The following is a 17,574-nucleotide window of genomic DNA, read 5'->3' as shown; positions in this document are numbered from 1 at the left end:
AAGGATGAAAAAAGATGAGCGGTAAAAAGACGGACATTCATCAAATGTGGGATGCATATCCCGCACTAAAAGAAGAGCTTAACGATGTTCTTCTGCTCATCGAATCCTATATCCGCGTTCGTGACTCAGCAATAGCGAATAGAATCAAAAAGATGGTTCACTCCGGAGGCAAACTTTTGCGCCCCGCTTATTCTTTATTGTGTTCCCATATTGGACCAGACCAAGATCCTGATCGTTCCAAAGCGGTAGCGGCTGCACTGGAATGCCTGCACATGGCGTCACTTGTTCATGATGATGTGATCGACAAGGCGGACATCCGGCACGGTCAAATTACGATTCACGAAGAGTACGGAAACAAAGTGGCCATCTATACCGGTGATTATTTGCTCAGTTTAGCCTTCTCGATACTCTCGCGATACGCAAACTCCTTACCGCGGATTCATTTTCGCGGTTTTCAAGCGGATAAAATATTGGCCGGTGAATTAGAACAATTACATGGCCGATACCAAGAATCTGTTTCTATTAAAAGATATCTCTCACAGATTTCCGGAAAAACTGCACAACTTTTCGCGATGAGTTGCTGCACTGGGGCAATGGCAAGTCATGCTGAACAGCAAATTGCGGCTCATGCATGGAGAATGGGCCGCTATATTGGCATGGCGTTTCAAATTATAGACGACATTCTGGACTACCGAGGAACGAGCCATGTACTCGGAAAACCGGTCATGAACGACATCCGGCAAGGCGTGTATACCCTACCGCTCATCTATGCGTTGAAGGCTGATGCTCAGACACTGCGTCCATTGTTAAGAAAACGCGAGTCCATCACCGAGGAAGATTTGAACATCATACTTGAGTGCATCAGGCGTCATGATGGTGTGGAAAAAGCCACCCGCCTCGCAGACGGATATACGAAAAAGGCAATCTATGAATTGAAACAGCTTCCAAGCGGCAGTTACAAAGAAACATTAGAGCAACTGACCAAAGCTTTACTGGAACGCAAAATGTGAAGCTGCCCTTTGCAGTTCGCGTATCCCTTTGCATTATAATTTTCGTTATGGAGGCTTGATGATGAAATCACTCACAATCATTCTTGGAGATATCACAGCGGTTAAAGCAGATGCGATTGTCAATGCCGCAAATACTTCATTACTTGGTGGCGGAGGTGTCGACGGGGCGATCCATCGCGCCGCTGGTCCTGAACTATTGGCGGAATGCCGCTTGCTCAATGGATGCTCGACTGGTGAAGCAAAAATCACTAAGGGGTACCGTTTGCCCGCCGATAATGTGATCCATACCCCCGGCCCGATCTGGCAAGGCGGCGACCATAATGAAGCTGACTTACTGCGCAACAGCTACAAAAACAGTCTTGATTTGGCTGAAATCCATGGCTGCCGTACGGTCGCATTTCCATCGATCAGCACCGGAGTTTATCATTTCCCGCTTGATTTAGCAGCGCCGATCGCGGTTCAAACGATTCAGGAATTTCTGAATCATTCAAAGGTCATTGAAGAGGTACAGATGGTTTGCTTCGATGAGATAACGAAACGAAGCTATGAACAAGCGTTGAATAAGTTGAAATAAATGGTTGACGCTTGTTAACATCACAATGTATTTTGATCTTTTATTTTCACAAATGTTCAGGTACAATATGATTAGGATAACAACGTATCGTTAATCAAAATTTCACATACACTAATAAAACCATCGGTGCTGGAACACCGATGGCAAGTATGGTAACTTCCGCATTAAGCGAACAGTAGTGCAGAGTAAATCATTCGAACACAAAAAACGATCCACTTCAGCCACTGCAATGGCATATGAAGCGGATCATTTTCTTTTATTGAATGACAGAATCATAACAATTAAACCCGCAAAAGAGATTGCAAGTGTCAACGCTTGATATACTGTCACCGGCACCACCCCCAATCATAAGGGTGTCACTACCGTCCGCTCATATGCCTCATTACCATAAATATAGTATATTCCATACGATCATATGTTCGCAATAGTCTATTAGTACTTTTATACTTGTAAGAAGCTATTTATCAATCGAGTTGTACTCATCCTATAATAAGACTATTTCAAAGCTGACCCACAATCCAATGAGCCGCCTCAGTAGATCCGTTGCAATTAGTGAATAGACACGCTCACAACCCTTTTTATTTTATTGGCGGATTCCAAACTGGGATATCCATAAATGTAGTGTCTTTGATCTTTGGCAAAACATCATATATGGAACAGCCCATTTGTTTTTCGAAGAACTCTTTGATTTCAAAAATCGCGTTCCAGCGTGGAACAGAAGTCGGACCAACGCCGTATCTCCTCGCCACATCAATAAACCGTTTTTCCAGCATACAGAGCCCATTGGCTAAAGCTAAACTATCGCACAACTGTAAGAGTCGATCATAATCATCATAAGTACAATTTACAATATAGTCTTTAATTATCTTCTCTTCACCCTGCACTTCTTCAGCAAAATCTTTTTCCTTAATGGGATATGAATGAGTCATACAAATCTTTGCAGCTTCGTCCCATCCTTTTTCCATCGTATAAACGTAACCTTCGTACACATGTTTCGGGGCGTTAACAATGCCAACCCTACGGCCAATATCATGGAGAACGCCTAAGATATAAGCCTTATCTGCATCCATATTCGGACATTTCTCTGCAATATATTTTGCCGCTAATCCTACATTGATTGAATGCTCTGTCCAAGGGCCTGGATTTAACTGACCTGCTATCTCTAATTCATTTTCCGCTGTTTCTTTATTTGGTAGCATGAGCAACCTTCCAATCTTATTTGCTGGATAATCATTCCTTTTTAGTTTAGCACGATTGGTTCAACAGAGCGCTACGCAACCATAATTGCAGTCTTATAAGAATCGAACATGTTAAGCATTTTTTAAGAATTAATCTCTATACTGGATGCACTGAAGCAAAACACCAGGAAAAAGGGGCATGCTCAATGGATCGTGTAATCAAAATTAACTTTTGGATTGGCATCGCAGTCGCAGTCGCACTGCTGCTTGAATCAGCATTCGGTATTTACAGCTTTGTTCACAGTAAAGTTCAGGCACAATCGTTTCAAAGAAATTTCTCACAGCGTATGGCGAATTTCAACGGCGCAAATAATTCTGGAAATCAGTCATCCGGGACGAATGCACCACAATTTGGCAATGGCAACTTCCAAAATGGTGGACAACGTTTTGGTGGAATGAGGATGCGTGCAATTGGATCACAAGCGAATCCAATCGAACTGGTGATTCACATCTTTACGCTGATTTTGGCAGGTGCAGCGCTCGTCATGATTGCGATCATCTGCAGATTCAACGCGAAGAAGAAGAAAGAATTGATCAGTAAGGAAAAATTGGCTCAGGAATAATGAATACAGCAAACCCCGCAAACATTTGCGGGGTTGTTTTAAATGATTCTATTCATTATTTTTGGTAGACACTGATATAATAATCGTCTTCGGGAAAGTCTCCCAAATAGTTAAAACCATGGCCGGCATAGAACGCCTTTAATTTATCGTTACCCGCCCAGCAATCAAGATAAAGTGTTTTATTAAGTTTATGTGAGAAGGAACATGCATAGTCTATGATTATTGCTCCTATGTTTTTTCCTTGGTACTCAGGCAGTATAGCTATTTTATTTAAATAATTGCTCTGTGGTGGTACAGCCAGCTCACTTAAACCGTCGATTTCTCTGATGAAAAAGGTGCCGATTGCCTTTTTATCATTAAATAGAATAAACGCCTGATCACTCTTTATTTCTTTCTCAATTTTGTCGCGCTCCCAAGGATAGTCCCACTGATGGATGCCTTTTTCCTGCAGGTTTTGTGCGACCCGATTCAATATGTCCACGACTTCATCAAGATCGATCATTTCAGCTCGACGTATCTTCATTGGCCACCCCGAAATACGATATTATTCTTCTTCGCTCGAACTCAACAAACTTTGTTCGCTTGGAAGCAGCAGCGTTAATAGTGCTGCAATGAAGGGCAGAACAGCGAAAAAGTTAAAAATAGTGTAAACACCATAAACATCAGACAGCCAGCCGATCATTGTCGCGCCGATTCCACCCGCACCGATCCCGAAACCTACCATCAAACCGGAGACAAGACCGATGTTTTTCGGAAACATCATCTGTCCATAGACAACAGTGACAGCAAATGATGAGAGCACAAAGAAACCAAAGATGAACAAGACGACGACCGACAGGACGCCATGAACATGAGGCAGCATATAAGCAAACGGAATCGTGACAGCCATGGAAATGAACAAAAGCCACTTGCGACTGATCAGATCAGAGAAGCGTCCACCGATAAAAGTCCCTAACGCACCAGCCCCTAAGAAAAGAAAGGTGAGCAAATCCCCATGTTTGAGCGAAATTCCTTGATGCAGATAAAGAAATGGCAAGAACCCCGCTACACCAATCTGCGTCCATGAACGAAGAATCACGACAACAGTTAAGATACTGAGTCCGGTCACATGATTTCGTCCTTTAATCATTTTCTGTCGTGTTTTATTTTGTTCCAAACTGCGTTTGTACCAAGGTAAAACCGAAAGAGCAAGAAACAATCCGGCAACCGTTGTCAATGCGAACCAGCCAAGACCGTGCAAACCCGTGGCGATTAAGAAAAGCGGAAGCAGTAATGGACCCACTGACTGGCCAAAATTGCCGCCGACCTGAATAATCGCCTGCGCTGTCCCTCGTGCTGTTCCTGCAGCCATGTATGCCGCGCGCATTGCTTCAGGATGAAAAATTCCCGATCCAATACCTGATAAACCGACAAGAACAAGTAGCATCCAGTATGCCGGTGCATATCCGGACACAGTCAAGCCTATCCCGCTTAGGCAAATACCTACGGGCAAGAACCACGATTTCGGATGTTTATCGGAAATAATGCCAAATAATGGCTGAGAAACCGAGGATGTCATCATCGAAACAAATAAAATGACACCCGCTTGAAAATAGTTGAGATCAAAAGCTTGTTTGTATAAAGGCAGGAGCGCCGGCACTAAACCCGTTGTCATCAAATCATTAATGAAATGGATACCACTGAGACTGAACAGCTCCTTTTTCGCCGCCAGCCTCGGCTTCAGTGCAGGATCCTTCTCTCTACTTAACGCAAGATTCATCTTTTCAAATCCTCCTAGGTGAAACCCGATCATTTACACTTTTGTAGAACACTTCTATACTAACAAGTAATGCGTAATGAATCCCGCAATATTCTGCTTACCTTTAGCACAATTTTGATCGAAAGGGTTTCCCAAATGAAAAATGAATCGAATTATTCACCGAAACGTAATCCTGATCAGCATGCCTGCCTAGATATCCTCAAAAGGGAATCATTAGGCTATGGACCGACGTTTCGAGAAAATTGGCATGAAGAAATGCAATTTTATTATGTTGCAGATGGCGAGGGACGGATCCGCTGCGAATCGGACATCATTGATTTACGTGCAGGAAAAGCGGCATTAATCAATAGCAATGAACTGCATATCATGGAGAGCAAGGTTGAAAAGCTAACCTACTACACAATTCGTATTGATCTTTCCGCATTGTTCCAAGATATACCCGACCTCATCCACTTGAAATATGCTGAACAGCTCATGCAGCAGCGCATCGTCTTCGATCATATCATTGATGAGAAAGAACAGCTTGTCCCCTTGCTGCACGAATTAATCGCTGAACATGAATCGCGTCTGCCAGGCTGCGAGCTGGCACTGAAATCACTTGTGCTTCAGATCTTAGTCATCCTGATCCGCAACCATATTCAAAAAATATACACCAAGAAACGGTTTGATTTGAGGATCAGCAGCCTGAACCAATTAAAATCAGTAATCGCATTTATTCACGAACAGTACACAAAGTCCATTAAGGTTCATGATCTGGCCGAACGCGCACTTATGAGTGAAGCTCATTTCTGCCGCACCTTTAAAAAATTGTATGGCAAAACCGTAGTAGCTTACATCAACACACTCCGAGTGGACCAAGCGGAAAAACTATTGCAAAACAGCCCGTTGACCATCACCGAGATCGCTTTGAACGTCGGGTTTAACGACGCCAACTACTTCAGTCGTGTATTCAAGCAGCAAAAGGGAATCACACCACAAACCGAACGCAATAGAATACGACAAACAATGAACCATTAATTCAGTATCAATTGTCATAGACAGCTTTAAGCGTATATTCTGCTAATACATGCGTCTCCATTTTCTTATACAGCTCATTCATTAGAAATCCGTTTTTAAGATCAAGCAGTGTATCTAATGCATAAACGTGCAGTTCGTACACATGCGGCGCATCAGGCGGCGCCATTCCGCCATAAAAACTAGAGAGCGCTCTACTTTGCTTTCCGACTAGGGGACTCATCCAGCTATTTGCTCCCTGTACAAAGTCTTCAGCATGCTTACTTTCATCATCAAAAATTTCACTTTTCGTAATATTTGCGGCAAGCCAGTGTATCCAGGAGAAACCGCCTGTCACCGGATATGCATCCTTGTCCTCTAATACGATAGAAAAAGAGACTGTATTTAACGGCGCATCCACAATCTTAAACGGGATGGAGTACGAAGGTATTCCGTTTTCATTGAATTCTGTCCCCCGTTTACCATACTTGTCCTGAAATTTTTCATTTGTTATACCTGAACTTGTGACGAACATTCTCTTAACCTCCTTATTTATTCAAGGCGCTTCGCAAATTCTTATCACACATTGATTGTATCGGTATAAGTTAATCCTGTATATTACTTACTTTTTTGTTGGTACGGCATCCTTTTCAAGAAATGATCCCTCTTTTTCTTAACTCCTCTTCTTGATCACGTTCAAGTAAATAGTCTATGCCTATTTGCTGCATTATTTTTAGCGCTTCTAAAATTCGTTCCCCATGCGGCTTGGTTAGAAAATAATCAACATGCAATGGATACCCTTCGTAAGTCTTCTTATCAACAAAGCCAAACTCAATCAGTTCTTTTAAATGTTCCAGTAGCATTTTCTGACTAATACCTTCAATATCCTTCTCTAATTTTGATAAGGAGGTCTTTCCCAGCCTAAGTCTCCATAGAATAATCGGCTTCCATTTTCCTTTAATCATGTCATGAACTAATTCTAAGGGACATGTAAATTGATGACGCAGTTTCATTTGGGCCACCTCCGGATTTCACGAATCAAAAGTGATTAAAACTAATCTCGATTTTATTCGGAGTTAAGGTAACGATTGCCGAAGCAAGTGCAGCTTTTAATGCCGGATAATTTCCATGAATATCGGTTATGATTGCGATTTTCATTGATCGTTCCTCCCCAGAACTACAGAACAACCTTTCGGAACAGAGTTCTTTTTACAGAACTTGAGATTCAATCCATTTCGCCACTCCGTCATCGTCATTACATTCACAGATAAAGTTTGCTGCTCGTCTTGCCGGTTTGATCCCATTGGAAACGGCAACACCTATGCCGCAATTTTCCAGCATCTCCAGATCATTATGATCATCACCAAATGCAAGAACATGCTCAGTGTTTATCTTTAACCTTTGCGCGACAAAGGAAATCCCGTTCATTTTTGTTGCATCCCGGTGCATCACCTGAAACCAGTTTTCTCCGCTATTCTCATAAAAATTTAGACTGGAATACTTTTTTATCATTGGTTTCATTGCTACAGTATCTTTGCATTCTATCGAAAGCTTTGGCGTCTCTTCTTCCACCGTATGTTTGAAGTCAGTATAAACCGCATTCCATTCAGCGCCCCAAGGTTCGCCTCTGTAATTTGTGTACAGACAGTCACCTGCTTCAACGCTGATACATGTAATATTTGTTGAAGAAATCAACTCTGGTATCAATCGATTTTTCAGATCATTTGGAATGACACGATTGCTGATTACCTGATTGTGCGCCACTATCGTTGCTCCATTGTTTGAAATGATATAATCCGGTTGCACTTTTTGTTGGAATTGTCGAGTTGCTCTCTCTGGACGAGCAGTGGCAAAGGCAATGCGAATCCCTTTTTCCTGACATCGATTTAACACGTTTGCCGTATGATCAGAAATCATTTCTTGATTGTTTAATAGTGTATGGTCTAGATCACTGACAATCATTTTAATCGTTTGCATCTTCCTTTGTGTCCCCCCATAGCAGCTCAGTGCTTGTTTACTAGCGTATTTTCAAACCCTTCTGGATGCATGGTTTCCCACTCTTCTCTAAGCACACCATAACCGATTGAATCGTAGTATTTCCCATCGACGATTCTCGCTTTTCTGAAGCAGGCTTCTTTGGTGTAGCCGAGTTTCTCTGCAAGCTTCATCATCCCATGATTTCCCGACCAAGTCCTCAAGTCGACGCGGACGATTTCCGGCATTGCTTGAAAAAGGTAGTCCGTCCACAAACCAAAAGCCTCGAAGCCTCTGCCATTCCCCCAATAATCCGGGTCAAAAATGCCGATACCGGCACATAACCAGTTTGTTTCTTTACTTTCCCAATACCAGCTTACTCTTCCAAGCAGTTTGTCTGAATCCTTGTCCGCAATTGCCAGAACTCTTCTCGGTGTTTCTAATTTGTGTTCTTTAATTTTCAAGCATTGCTCTTCAACGCGTTGAATGACTTCCTCTTTTGACATTCTCGGATAATATGGTCCATCAAACTTTTGCCAATATTGACCAGGCTGCCACCAAAAAATGTAGTCATCCGAATCCTCTAGTTTCCAGTCACGAATGACAACCTTAGTACCTGCCATGTATACCATGAACAAACCGCCTCTTTTATACTTTATGTATCTTTCTGAATAGTTTACCATAGTGAGTTTGCATCGGAGAGGGATTCAGGCAATGTATGAATCAATTTCGCGAAAATTCACTATACAGTTTTGAGATTATATGGAACAATGAAATTCGGTAGATAGAGCAAAAAAGGGGGACTTCATCAATGACACCTTTATTTAGGTAAAAAAATCGGACAAGGGCTAACTGCTGAAATTTTTGATGTGGGCAACCAACAAGTCCTTAAATTATTTTACAAAGACATCCCGCTTTCTTGGGCGAAGCAAGAATTCCGCATCAATCAAACGCTGGTTCAAGAAGGGTTCCCGGTTGCCCGAGTTTACAATTTAATCGAAAAAGACGGCCGTCATGGCATTGTGTATGAAAAAGTTGAAGGTGAGTCCTTTTTGAAAAGACTCACCCAGAAGCCTTGGACTGTGCGCAGGATTGGACGGACGATGGCTGAATTTCACCACAAAATCCAGAGAGACACTGCCTGCGAACTCCCATCAACTAAAGATGATTTGTCGCGCCGAATTCTTGAAGCACATGAACTTGATAAAGAAACCAAACAGTTGTTGCTTGATGAACTGCAGAATCTCCCAAATGGATCGCATTTATCTCATGGTGACTTTCATCCTGACAACCTTATGTTTACGAAGGATCGAGTCGTCATTATTGACTGGATGACCGCGACGAAAGGACATGCTCTGGCAGATGTTGCGCGAACCGTTTTGTTGCTGAAGTTAGCCGATATCCCGAAAGAAATTCCTCTAATCGTCCGGTTGTTAATAAAATTTCTAAGAGTTCAATTGCACAATGCCTATTTGAAACGCTACATTAAATTAGCCAATTGTTCGATTGCGGACATCAGACAATGGGAAGCACCGGTTGCTGCCGCCCGTCTCGTCGAGCGCCTTTCTGCATCTGAGAAACAAGCGATGCTTCGGCTGATCCATGAACATTGCAAATCCATGAAGCAAAAACGGGCAACTGAGACTAGATAATAAAATTTTGCCAATGAGTGTTTCGCTATTTCAAAGCCTTCCACCTATTTTTGTTCTGAAAAGATATACTCCGCCAATAATTGCTAAAGCTAGTGGATACAGAATTGCCCATCCACTGAAGAACAAGATGATGACCGTGATTAAAAGTGAGATAAGCGCCATGAACCAGCCAACCGTCAGTGGTCTAATGATTTTCAGAGCAGCAAGCATTGTAAAAATATAGGACGTAATAAAAACGACGCTTGGTCCTTTTAATAAGGTTTCTAAATTCGGCCGAACTGTGCCGTATATGAATAAAATGAGGGTAAAAATAACGCCAAGAACAAAAAGGACGCTTATTGGCGTTCGATATTTCGGATGAATTTTTGCCAAGATTCTTGGAAAATGACCGTCCCTAGCCTGTGCATACACCATTCTTGAAAAACCTGCGAGGTTCGCATGGACTGTACTAAACGTAATGAATAGAGCCAGCAGTGTTGTAGTTACTGTTCCGATTCTTCCCCACCCTTTTGAAATAAGAAGACTAAGTGAGCTAACGCCTTTATTCGCACCATACGCCTGAGTGCCAACGGTCACAAAGGATATGGACAGGTATAAAACAGAAACGACGATTGCTCCGATTATCAAACTGATGGTTATGTCCCGCTCAGGTCTTTTAAATTCTTCTGCTAGTGGGGGAATCATTTCCCATCCGACAAACGAAAAGAAGATCACCACGGAAGCTGAGCCCACCGAGAACCAACCGTGCGGAACAAATGGCATAAATGAAGAGGATTTGACATGGGGAAAAGCGACAATAACAGCAGTTACCAGCAAAGTGAAGATGACACAGATAACCGCTACGCTTACCTTAGCTGATAGATCAATTCCCCTTACGTGCAGAAGCAAAGACGTGAGCAAGATGAGCGCGGCTATACACACTGTACCCCAGCGATTCGTTGGTAGAAGATTGTTGAGATAATAGGCGCCTGTCAACGCAATCGTCGGCACGCCAACCGGTATGGACCCCAGCATAATCCAGCTTAAAATTGTACTCGTCCTCGTTCCAAAAGCATGTCCGACATATGCCGTAATGCCCCCGGCACTAGGAATTATTTTCGCAAGATACGCGATGGTTAAGACGATCGGAAAAGCAAGTAAAGACATGATCGCCCAGGATAATAGCGAAGCAGGACCGGCATTATTCGCGGTGATTGATGGCAAAACAAGAATGCCGCAGCCCAATACTGCGCCGATGGTTAGTGCGGTTCCCTGCACCCAAGTTATCGATCGTTTTAATGATGGTTCACGCAATTTGATCAATCCCATATGTTTTTTCTTAATTATAGGTAGAAGTTGATAAGAAACACATGGTATACTTTATTAAAAATTGATCTGCATCAATAAAAATCAAGGAATTCATCTACATCTATTTAAATAATTAAGGTGGGGATATTATGGACGAAATCGATTGCAGCATTCTCACACAATTACAGGAAAATTCGCGTCAAACAATGATTGAACTCGGCAAAAAAGTCGGGTTGACCTCTCCTTCTGTGACGGAACGCGTCAGGAGATTGGAGGAACAAGGTGTTATAAAAAAATACGGCGCTATCGTTGCACCGGAAAAATTAAATAAACAGGTCACAGCTTTTATATTAATGGAACCGAAAGACTGCATGAAATACGTTGCGTTCACAACAAAGCAATCCGATGTTGTGGAATGCCATCGAATTGCGGGAATGTATAGCTATTTAACAAAAGTTGTTACCGAATCCGTTCATACCTTAGAAGATCATATCAACGCCTGCCTCGAGTACGGTAAGCCAACAACACTAATTGTTCTGTCTTCACCCGTGGAACAGAAGGCGATTATTCCAACAAATATGGAGAACTAGGGTTCGGCGAATGAATGATTAGCCAAAATTACATCCCATTCTTATACCATCTTGGAATAACGGTTTGGTAGTGATCATAAGCGACCAAGTTTTTTTCTATTTCCTTGATCATTACATTAATTTCATGCTGCCCGTAGGAAATCGACCATGGGATTGAAGAAATCATGTTTGTTGCAATATATAAAGCCATGAGCCCGAAAAAATGTGCTGGCACCTTATCCTCAAAGTAACTGTTAATCCTGCCCGACGCGAAGGCGCCGCTTACGCCAGCACACCAGGTAATCCGGTTGAACTCTTCCCAAGGGTCGCCGTAGTCCAGCCGATCAAAATCAATGATTCTGATTGTTTTCTTGCCTGAGATGACCATATTGCCGCAATGGTAGTCCCCATGCTGGAAAGTCATGGGGCGATCTTTGAGAAGATACCGATTCGTTTCAATAAAATTTATGATCAAATCTGCGCGATCCACGACAATCCCGCAGGTACGATAGTCTGCAAGTTTGCGGTCGATTTTTTCTTGATAAAATTTACTCCATGATTGCTGGTCAGCCGGCGCAGGTACAGAATGAATCTGTTTCAGCATTCGCCCGGCTTGGTAGCCAAGCTTATACTGTTCTTTAGAATTTAGTGTAGGCAGAACCTTCGCGGCCTCTTTTCCATCAACCCAAGTCATGATGGTGTACACCTTTTTGCCATTGTCACAATTCCCAAATCTAATCGGTCGAGACATCTCAATGTCGAGATGGTCCAGCCTTTTTACTGCTTCATATTCTTTTTTTCTTCTCGTATATTGAGTACTGTCCGACACACGGAGCAGGTACCTTTTTTGATCACTTGACTCAAAAGCATATTTTCGATCATGTGACCACCCAGCATCAATTAATTTCACGTTCCTCCACTGATCAGATCCAGGAATACCGAGAAAAAGTGTGTCCATCATGACCACCTCATAACGCTCTATTCATTCGTTTGTTTTAAGTCCTGATCAATCAATGAACAAGCCCATTTGGATCGAGTCATAGAAGACATCATTAATTAAGAAATCTCGTGTGATCACGCCTTCTTCCTTAAATCCAAATGATTTGTAGAGATGAATTGCTCGCGCGTTGTCCGAACGAACACGCAGATTGATTTTCCGGATCACACCGCTTTCCTTGCTCCACTCAATCAACCGTGCAATCAACGCTTTGCCAATGCCCCTCCCCCAGAAATCCTTCCGTACGCTGATGCCAAATTCACCGGCATGCGCTGTTCTTTTTTTCGTCCCACCGGAAAAGATGAGGTTACCGGCGATCTGGCCATCATATTCTGCAATCAAATTCAAACCATTGTCTCTGTTGAAGTAATCTTCAAACAATTTTTCTTCTTTTTCCACCGTCACGTGAAGATCATCCGCAGACCCAAAGGTCAGAAAATCAGTTTCTCCGGCAATCTGATGAAGAAAATTAATCATAGCCGCAGCATCTGTCTTTCTAGCTTTCCTTATAATCATTTTTTCCTCTCCCATTTCCTAGACGTTGTTACTAATGTTGCATAACTTATTAGTTCCATTTCATCGGAATACTCGGATTATGGTTTTTCCTGCCTAGATTCAGATTTTCCTGTTTTGGCAGGTTTCATAGAAAACCTAATCTTATCATTTTGCCAAAATGTCATGATATTCTTCATTTCGTTCAATTTGGCTCTTCGCAAAAGGACACAATGGGATAATTAATTTCCCTTCTTCCCGAGCATACGCTACAATTCTTTTAACCAATGCTTCTCCAATGCCTTGACCTCTAAGACTGTCTGATACAAATGTGTGATCCACAATAATTTTATCTTTTCCAGTTGGAACATAATGTATTTCTGCTTCCTTATTATTCTGTTCTCCTACATAAAAAGTGTTGCCATCTTTTTTTATATCGATCATTTTAATGTTCCCTCCCAAATAATACATGTGCTTTACGGTAACTCACAGTTATGGCTATTGTCGCAAAATGGTTTATTTTTAGAAAGTCCACACCCACATAAGGTAGCACGAGTGCAGTGAATGATTTCTTCCGCTTTCTTAATGGCCAAGTTTCCTTTTAGATAAAATAATTCCATTAGAATCAACCTCAACAGTTGTCCTATCATTTGGCTCTTCTCGTTCACTTCTATCTTTTCTTATATATTCCAATGCACCACTTGGGCATTGTTCGATCACTTTTGCAATTTTGTCCGCTTCTTCTCCATCTGCATTAACCCATGGCCGCTTCTTTACATCAAAAACCTCTGGTAACCCTTTTACACATCTGGCCGCATGAACACATCTTTCACTATGAAAAATAACATCGATAGTTTGTCCTGTATAACGTTTGGATTTATTAGACATAAAATCTCACTCCTAAAAAAATAAGTTTCAAATACAGGGTGGTTACTATAAAAAGCTCTCTTTATCTAAGAAGTAAGGTCTTCCGTTTCATACAAACATTTCTTTAGGGCAATATAGTTTCGTAATACAAATTTTTTCATCACACACACCAAAAATAAGGTCAAAAGGCTTTGGTCTTGCAATTCCTGCTTGTTTGTATTTACCTTTCATGATACTATACCGTATCAGGGATGAGAAGGAGTGCTATAAATGGAAGAAAAAAAAGTTACGTGGTTAGAACTTTTTTATGACTTGCTATTTGTGGCAGCAGTTGCAACGGCTACACATGCTTTACTTCATGTTGAAAAAGGGCATATTCATCCAGAATATTTACTGAAGTTTGCTCTAATGTTTATCCCGATATGGTGGTCTTGGACTGGGCAAACATTATTTATTAATCGGTTTGGACAGGATTTATTGCATCAACGCATCTTTATGATTCTTCAAATGTTGTTTGTCCTTATTATGACATCCAGCTTATCAGTTGATTTTGATCAATACTATCTCTCTTTTCTGATTGGCTATATTGGACTAAGAGCACTTACAGCAATTCAATATCTCGTTGTACAGAACTTTGAAGAAGGCAATAGAAAAAAGGTTGCTCTTTTTTTAGGAACACGTTTTTGGATTGGGGTCATCATCTCATTTCTCTCAATCTTTTTTGATTCATGGATTCGATACGCAGTGTTATATATAGGGATTTTTGTCGATATTTTGGTGCCTGTTCTAGGACGCAAATATTTAGAGAAAGCCCCGACCAATATAGCCCATTTATTAGAACGGTTTGGTTTATTGACATTAATTCTTTTTGGAGAATCGGTTGTCAGCACCCTGTTTGTACTACAGCCGCAAAATGGTAATTGGAATTCGATTTCATTTTCGATTATTTCATTTATCCTTATTATTTCGATGTGGTGGCAGTATTTTGATAACTTAGAAAAGAAGGTAAACAAGTCGATTCAGAGCACAGGTCAAACGATTATTTACGGACATCTATTTATTCTAATGTCTATGAGCATGATTGCAGCATCGATCAAACTGATGTTTTTACATGAGGTCTATTATTTTTTTATCTTATATTTTGTATTTATTTCTGTATTACTTTATTTCATTGCAACTACCCTAGTTTTTCATCAATACAGGTATGAACAACACCGTTTGAAAATTTATCATTTAGGGTTATTTTTGGGGATATTAGCCGCTTTTTTCGTTATTAATTTGATCATGATAGTTCCATACATTGTCATAATGGGGGAATTAACCGTGTTTTTTATCATCTATGCTAAATTAACAACTACGTGAATCAATAGAAATAGGAATGACAGCCGGTTTAATGTTTTTCCAACTGAATAGGTTCAAACAAATGAAGCCGGGCATTGCGCCCGGCTCTTATTAGTTTATCGATCATTTCACTATTTATCAGTCATTGACCTGCTTATTATCACCAGTTCTCCTACCAATTCAGCCTTTACTGCACATTCGTCTCTGAACTTGGCAATTTTGGAACAGCAACTTTCCAAGGCTCTTGTTATACTGGGTTTACCGTACGGTTGGAGGGAATGCTTAATGGACACGACAGCAATTTTACAAGATATTCTGGAATATGTTGACGAACATATAACAGACGATATCAGCCCGAATCTTTTAGCAGCACGCGCCGGATTTTCAACCTGGCATTTCTGCCGGGTATTCCAATGGGGCACCGGATATTCGGTGATGGCCTATGTGCGGAATCGCCGCCTTGCATTTGCCGCATACGAACTCACTTTAGGCCGGCGAATTCTCGATATTTCTTTGGAATATGGTTTTGAAACCCACTCTGGTTTTAGTAAGGCTTTTCGCCGTTATTTCGGCTACTCACCGGGAACCTACCGTTTGCATGCGCATTGCGATCGCCCTTTCCCGCCAAGCCTTCCCCGCACAAACAACTATTTGAATGGAGGAATTATTTTGGAACCAAAATTTGTGACGCGCCCCGCTGTAAAACTTGCGGGCTATGCACTCAAAACGACCTCATCTGATGGAGAAAACAGTAAGGCAATCCCTGCTTTTTGGAGCGACTATATGAGTGATGGGCGGATGGAAAGACTGCACGCCGAAAGCTTTCTCAAAAAACACGATGAGTATGGTGCTTGCTTTCCGGAAGACCCAGAGACCGGCGAATTTGAGTATGTGATCGGTGTTGAACCGAAGGATGGCGCAACAATCCCGGACGGCTATCACGTTTGCGAACTGCCACCTGCAACCTATGCCGTATTTTCGACACCGCCAAGCAATGCCACAAACTTTGTACCTGCCATCCAGGGCACATGGAACTACATCTTTAATGAATGGTTTCCTAAGTCTGGATACGAGTATGCGCCGGATTGTGCCGACTTTGAACTGTACGATGACCGCTGCATGTCAGACGCAGGAAAAATATGCGACATCTATATTCCGGTAGTAAAAAAGGAAAGCTAAAACTACACGGCATTGACTGATGCACAAAAACGGATCCCCTAACCTATGGGTATCCGTTTTTGCGTTTCGTACGCCGCCTTTCAATCGATGAGTTCGGATTCTTCGGACGATACATCCCTCGTGTTGTGTAGAAATGAGGTTCTTTATTCATAAAAAAGTTGTTTACTAGGAAAAAAGTTCTTTGCTGAGAAGGGTGTTGCGCAGTGATATATGGAATGCGAACTAAGGAAATATTATCTTGTATTCTCTTCAACCCATTGTTTCAATTCAAGTTTGAACTTTTCTTTCTTTTCATCATCACGAACTATTTTCTTTAAATTATATCTTTTGATAAACCCTCTGAATTTATTATCATTTAAAAGTTTCCGACCATACATCCGTTTAAACCACTCTTCACCTTCTAGATATTCAAGATTCTCCTGTATTCGATGTTGGCGAAAGAATAACAGATCTAACAAAGCCAAGACAAGATCGAAAAAATCCATAATGAATTTCCCCCTCAAATCCCATCAAGTAATTGCATATTATCCGTCAACTGTGCAACAGTGTATTTTCTTTAATTATAAGGCAGTAAAGAACTTTTTTGTCATGAAATCTATGTATGAATAACAGGACGACAGCATGAGTAAACAACCATTTTCTTTGATCGCTTCTCACTTCAGCGTAAGAATGCAGCTTTGCTCCATTCCGAGTAAAGAACTTTATTGTCACTAATCAATTCTATCCCGCCTGCGGTTGCAGAACACGAACAGGGCCGGGGAAAACGGGCCAAGCGCAAATTGCTCCTGGACGATCGCGGCAAGTCCGTCGATGGATTTGCGCATGTCGGTTGCACCGCAAGCGAGGTAGACTGGTGAATCCGAAGTGAGACTCAGCATAATGGAGATAGCGCTGTGACCACGTCACGAAGCAGCTCCGGTTCAAAACCGGAGCAAACCTTGATTCGCGCAACCCCGATTTGGATGTGAAGCGAATCGGGGGATGTGGATGGATCCTTATTGCACTTTTGGGCAGTTAAGTGATGTAGCAAATTTATCATCGCAGTGTGTGAAAAAACTTTCAGTTAGGGAGTGATGGAT

23 protein-coding genes are annotated in these 17,574 nt (G+C 41.7%); 8 read left to right on the top strand and 15 right to left on the bottom strand.

Annotated elements, in window-relative coordinates:
• Positions 1-14 precede the first annotated feature (14 nt).
• Both P343_RS30125 and P343_RS30120 read left to right on the top strand, forming a co-directional pair.
• On the top strand, positions 15-1,010 hold the full coding sequence (locus tag P343_RS30125; RefSeq protein ID WP_023510576.1) for a polyprenyl synthetase family protein: 996 nt from the start codon (positions 15-17) through the stop codon (positions 1,008-1,010).
• A gap of 61 nt (positions 1,011-1,071) precedes the next feature.
• Positions 1,072-1,584, top strand: a complete 513-nt coding sequence (locus P343_RS30120; protein WP_023510575.1) for an O-acetyl-ADP-ribose deacetylase — start codon at positions 1,072-1,074, stop codon at positions 1,582-1,584.
• A 578-nt stretch (positions 1,585-2,162) separates the two neighbouring features.
• Here P343_RS30120 and P343_RS30115 read toward each other — a convergent pair.
• Positions 2,163-2,783: an HD domain-containing protein gene (locus tag P343_RS30115; protein WP_023510574.1), complete on the bottom strand. Its 621-nt coding sequence runs from the start codon at positions 2,781-2,783 to the stop codon at positions 2,163-2,165.
• A 185-nt stretch (positions 2,784-2,968) separates the two neighbouring features.
• On the opposite strand from P343_RS30115, the gene P343_RS30110 reads away from it, so the two are divergent.
• Complete coding sequence (locus tag P343_RS30110; protein WP_023510573.1) at positions 2,969-3,385, top strand: hypothetical protein; 417 nt, start codon at positions 2,969-2,971, stop codon at positions 3,383-3,385.
• A gap of 55 nt (positions 3,386-3,440) precedes the next feature.
• On the opposite strand, the gene P343_RS30105 is transcribed toward P343_RS30110, so the two are convergent.
• Both P343_RS30105 and P343_RS30100 read right to left on the bottom strand, forming a co-directional pair.
• Positions 3,441-3,908: a GNAT family N-acetyltransferase gene (locus P343_RS30105; protein ID WP_023510572.1), complete on the bottom strand. Its 468-nt coding sequence runs from the start codon at positions 3,906-3,908 to the stop codon at positions 3,441-3,443.
• A 21-nt stretch (positions 3,909-3,929) separates the two neighbouring features.
• Complete coding sequence (locus P343_RS30100) at positions 3,930-5,144, bottom strand: MFS transporter (protein ID WP_023510571.1); 1,215 nt, start codon at positions 5,142-5,144, stop codon at positions 3,930-3,932.
• A 135-nt stretch (positions 5,145-5,279) separates the two neighbouring features.
• Here P343_RS30100 and P343_RS30095 point away from each other — a divergent pair, with 135 nt between their 5' ends.
• Complete coding sequence (locus P343_RS30095) at positions 5,280-6,161, top strand: AraC family transcriptional regulator (protein WP_023510570.1); 882 nt, start codon at positions 5,280-5,282, stop codon at positions 6,159-6,161.
• 7 nt (positions 6,162-6,168) lie between these two features.
• On the opposite strand, the gene P343_RS30090 is transcribed toward P343_RS30095, so the two are convergent.
• From P343_RS30090 to P343_RS30075, 4 genes are all read right to left on the bottom strand, one after another.
• Complete coding sequence (locus P343_RS30090; RefSeq protein ID WP_023510569.1) at positions 6,169-6,672, bottom strand: YbhB/YbcL family Raf kinase inhibitor-like protein; 504 nt, start codon at positions 6,670-6,672, stop codon at positions 6,169-6,171.
• 115 nt (positions 6,673-6,787) lie between these two features.
• On the bottom strand, positions 6,788-7,150 hold the full coding sequence (locus tag P343_RS30085; protein ID WP_023510568.1) for a winged helix-turn-helix transcriptional regulator: 363 nt from the start codon (positions 7,148-7,150) through the stop codon (positions 6,788-6,790).
• A 196-nt stretch (positions 7,151-7,346) separates the two neighbouring features.
• The gene (locus P343_RS30080; protein WP_023510566.1) at positions 7,347-8,114 is read right to left on the bottom strand and encodes a Cof-type HAD-IIB family hydrolase; all 768 of its coding nucleotides are present in this window, start codon (positions 8,112-8,114) and stop codon (positions 7,347-7,349) included.
• Positions 8,115-8,140: 26 nt separating this feature from the next.
• On the bottom strand, positions 8,141-8,743 hold the full coding sequence (locus P343_RS30075) for a GNAT family N-acetyltransferase (protein ID WP_023510565.1): 603 nt from the start codon (positions 8,741-8,743) through the stop codon (positions 8,141-8,143).
• Between the two features lie 237 nt (positions 8,744-8,980).
• Here P343_RS30075 and P343_RS30070 point away from each other — a divergent pair, with 237 nt between their 5' ends.
• The gene (locus P343_RS30070) at positions 8,981-9,763 is read left to right on the top strand and encodes a phosphotransferase family protein (RefSeq protein ID WP_023510564.1); all 783 of its coding nucleotides are present in this window, start codon (positions 8,981-8,983) and stop codon (positions 9,761-9,763) included.
• Positions 9,764-9,793: 30 nt separating this feature from the next.
• Here the strand turns inward: P343_RS30070 and P343_RS30065 are convergent, their stop codons facing one another.
• Positions 9,794-11,056 (bottom strand): APC family permease, encoded by a 1,263-nt coding sequence (locus P343_RS30065; protein ID WP_031264033.1) that lies wholly within the window; start codon positions 11,054-11,056, stop codon positions 9,794-9,796.
• 143 nt (positions 11,057-11,199) lie between these two features.
• Between P343_RS30065 and P343_RS30060 the strand changes: the two genes are divergently transcribed.
• A complete protein-coding gene (locus P343_RS30060; RefSeq protein WP_023510562.1) occupies positions 11,200-11,640 on the top strand; it encodes an Lrp/AsnC family transcriptional regulator in 441 nt (146 codons plus the stop codon).
• A gap of 28 nt (positions 11,641-11,668) precedes the next feature.
• Here the strand turns inward: P343_RS30060 and P343_RS30055 are convergent, their stop codons facing one another.
• The 5 genes from P343_RS30055 to P343_RS36435 all read right to left on the bottom strand — a co-directional run bounded on the left by P343_RS30055 (position 11,669) and on the right by P343_RS36435 (position 13,996).
• Positions 11,669-12,580: a phosphotransferase family protein gene (locus P343_RS30055; protein WP_317134709.1), complete on the bottom strand. Its 912-nt coding sequence runs from the start codon at positions 12,578-12,580 to the stop codon at positions 11,669-11,671.
• A 45-nt stretch (positions 12,581-12,625) separates the two neighbouring features.
• Entirely contained in the window at positions 12,626-13,132 is a 507-nt protein-coding gene (locus tag P343_RS30050; protein ID WP_023510560.1) for a GNAT family N-acetyltransferase, read from the bottom strand.
• 144 nt (positions 13,133-13,276) lie between these two features.
• Positions 13,277-13,552 (bottom strand): GNAT family N-acetyltransferase, encoded by a 276-nt coding sequence (locus P343_RS30045; RefSeq protein ID WP_023510559.1) that lies wholly within the window; start codon positions 13,550-13,552, stop codon positions 13,277-13,279.
• Positions 13,553-13,584: 32 nt separating this feature from the next.
• The gene (locus tag P343_RS37800; RefSeq protein WP_422784814.1) at positions 13,585-13,728 is read right to left on the bottom strand and encodes a CDGSH iron-sulfur domain-containing protein; all 144 of its coding nucleotides are present in this window, start codon (positions 13,726-13,728) and stop codon (positions 13,585-13,587) included.
• Positions 13,691-13,996 (bottom strand): (4Fe-4S)-binding protein, encoded by a 306-nt coding sequence (locus tag P343_RS36435; RefSeq protein ID WP_084297792.1) that lies wholly within the window; start codon positions 13,994-13,996, stop codon positions 13,691-13,693. Before P343_RS36435 ends, P343_RS37800 begins: the two co-directional genes overlap by 38 nt.
• 249 nt (positions 13,997-14,245) lie before the next feature.
• Between P343_RS36435 and P343_RS30035 the strand changes: the two genes are divergently transcribed.
• Positions 14,246-15,337 carry a low temperature requirement protein A gene (locus P343_RS30035; protein WP_023510558.1) on the top strand — a complete coding sequence of 364 codons (1,092 nt, stop codon included), beginning with the start codon at positions 14,246-14,248 and terminating at the stop codon, positions 15,335-15,337.
• A gap of 264 nt (positions 15,338-15,601) precedes the next feature.
• Complete coding sequence (locus tag P343_RS30030) at positions 15,602-16,495, top strand: AraC family transcriptional regulator (RefSeq protein WP_023510557.1); 894 nt, start codon at positions 15,602-15,604, stop codon at positions 16,493-16,495.
• Between the two features lie 233 nt (positions 16,496-16,728).
• Here P343_RS30030 and P343_RS30025 read toward each other — a convergent pair whose 3' ends face one another.
• Together P343_RS30025 and tnpB are read right to left on the bottom strand one after the other, a co-directional pair.
• Positions 16,729-16,980, bottom strand: a complete 252-nt coding sequence (locus P343_RS30025; RefSeq protein WP_023510556.1) for a hypothetical protein — start codon at positions 16,978-16,980, stop codon at positions 16,729-16,731.
• Positions 16,981-17,205: 225 nt separating this feature from the next.
• Positions 17,206-17,373: an IS66 family insertion sequence element accessory protein TnpB gene (gene tnpB, locus P343_RS37795; RefSeq protein WP_084297791.1), complete on the bottom strand. Its 168-nt coding sequence runs from the start codon at positions 17,371-17,373 to the stop codon at positions 17,206-17,208.
• Between the last annotated feature and the right edge of the window lie 201 nt (positions 17,374-17,574).

Origin of the sequence: Sporolactobacillus laevolacticus DSM 442 (assembly GCF_000497245.1) — a bacterium.
GTDB lineage: Bacteria > Bacillota > Bacilli > Bacillales > Sporolactobacillaceae > Sporolactobacillus > Sporolactobacillus laevolacticus.
The sequence above is the reverse complement of the archived record's forward strand: the minus strand, read 5'-3'. Positions and strand labels throughout refer to the sequence as shown.

What these genes read in the sequence shown, in the direction of transcription:
- P343_RS30125 (WP_023510576.1), top strand. Translation starts at nt 15, where the DNA reads ATGAGCGGTAAAAAGACGGACATTCATCAAATGTGGGATGCATATCCC.
- P343_RS30120 (WP_023510575.1), top strand. Translation starts at nt 1,072, where the DNA reads ATGAAATCACTCACAATCATTCTTGGAGATATCACAGCGGTTAAAGCA.
- P343_RS30115 (WP_023510574.1), bottom strand. Translation starts at nt 2,783, where the DNA reads ATGCTACCAAATAAAGAAACAGCGGAAAATGAATTAGAGATAGCAGGT.
- P343_RS30110 (WP_023510573.1), top strand. Translation starts at nt 2,969, where the DNA reads ATGGATCGTGTAATCAAAATTAACTTTTGGATTGGCATCGCAGTCGCA.
- P343_RS30105 (WP_023510572.1), bottom strand. Translation starts at nt 3,908, where the DNA reads ATGAAGATACGTCGAGCTGAAATGATCGATCTTGATGAAGTCGTGGAC.
- P343_RS30100 (WP_023510571.1), bottom strand. Translation starts at nt 5,144, where the DNA reads ATGAATCTTGCGTTAAGTAGAGAGAAGGATCCTGCACTGAAGCCGAGG.
- P343_RS30095 (WP_023510570.1), top strand. Translation starts at nt 5,280, where the DNA reads ATGAAAAATGAATCGAATTATTCACCGAAACGTAATCCTGATCAGCAT.
- P343_RS30090 (WP_023510569.1), bottom strand. Translation starts at nt 6,672, where the DNA reads ATGTTCGTCACAAGTTCAGGTATAACAAATGAAAAATTTCAGGACAAG.
- P343_RS30085 (WP_023510568.1), bottom strand. Translation starts at nt 7,150, where the DNA reads ATGAAACTGCGTCATCAATTTACATGTCCCTTAGAATTAGTTCATGAC.
- P343_RS30080 (WP_023510566.1), bottom strand. Translation starts at nt 8,114, where the DNA reads ATGCAAACGATTAAAATGATTGTCAGTGATCTAGACCATACACTATTA.
- P343_RS30075 (WP_023510565.1), bottom strand. Translation starts at nt 8,743, where the DNA reads ATGGTATACATGGCAGGTACTAAGGTTGTCATTCGTGACTGGAAACTA.
- P343_RS30060 (WP_023510562.1), top strand. Translation starts at nt 11,200, where the DNA reads ATGGACGAAATCGATTGCAGCATTCTCACACAATTACAGGAAAATTCG.
- P343_RS30055 (WP_317134709.1), bottom strand. Translation starts at nt 12,580, where the DNA reads ATGATGGACACACTTTTTCTCGGTATTCCTGGATCTGATCAGTGGAGG.
- P343_RS30050 (WP_023510560.1), bottom strand. Translation starts at nt 13,132, where the DNA reads ATGATTATAAGGAAAGCTAGAAAGACAGATGCTGCGGCTATGATTAAT.
- P343_RS30045 (WP_023510559.1), bottom strand. Translation starts at nt 13,552, where the DNA reads ATGATCGATATAAAAAAAGATGGCAACACTTTTTATGTAGGAGAACAG.
- P343_RS37800 (WP_422784814.1), bottom strand. Translation starts at nt 13,728, where the DNA reads ATGGAATTATTTTATCTAAAAGGAAACTTGGCCATTAAGAAAGCGGAA.
- P343_RS36435 (WP_084297792.1), bottom strand. Translation starts at nt 13,996, where the DNA reads ATGTCTAATAAATCCAAACGTTATACAGGACAAACTATCGATGTTATT.
- P343_RS30035 (WP_023510558.1), top strand. Translation starts at nt 14,246, where the DNA reads ATGGAAGAAAAAAAAGTTACGTGGTTAGAACTTTTTTATGACTTGCTA.
- P343_RS30030 (WP_023510557.1), top strand. Translation starts at nt 15,602, where the DNA reads ATGGACACGACAGCAATTTTACAAGATATTCTGGAATATGTTGACGAA.
- P343_RS30025 (WP_023510556.1), bottom strand. Translation starts at nt 16,980, where the DNA reads ATGGATTTTTTCGATCTTGTCTTGGCTTTGTTAGATCTGTTATTCTTT.
- tnpB (WP_084297791.1), bottom strand. Translation starts at nt 17,373, where the DNA reads ATGCTGAGTCTCACTTCGGATTCACCAGTCTACCTCGCTTGCGGTGCA.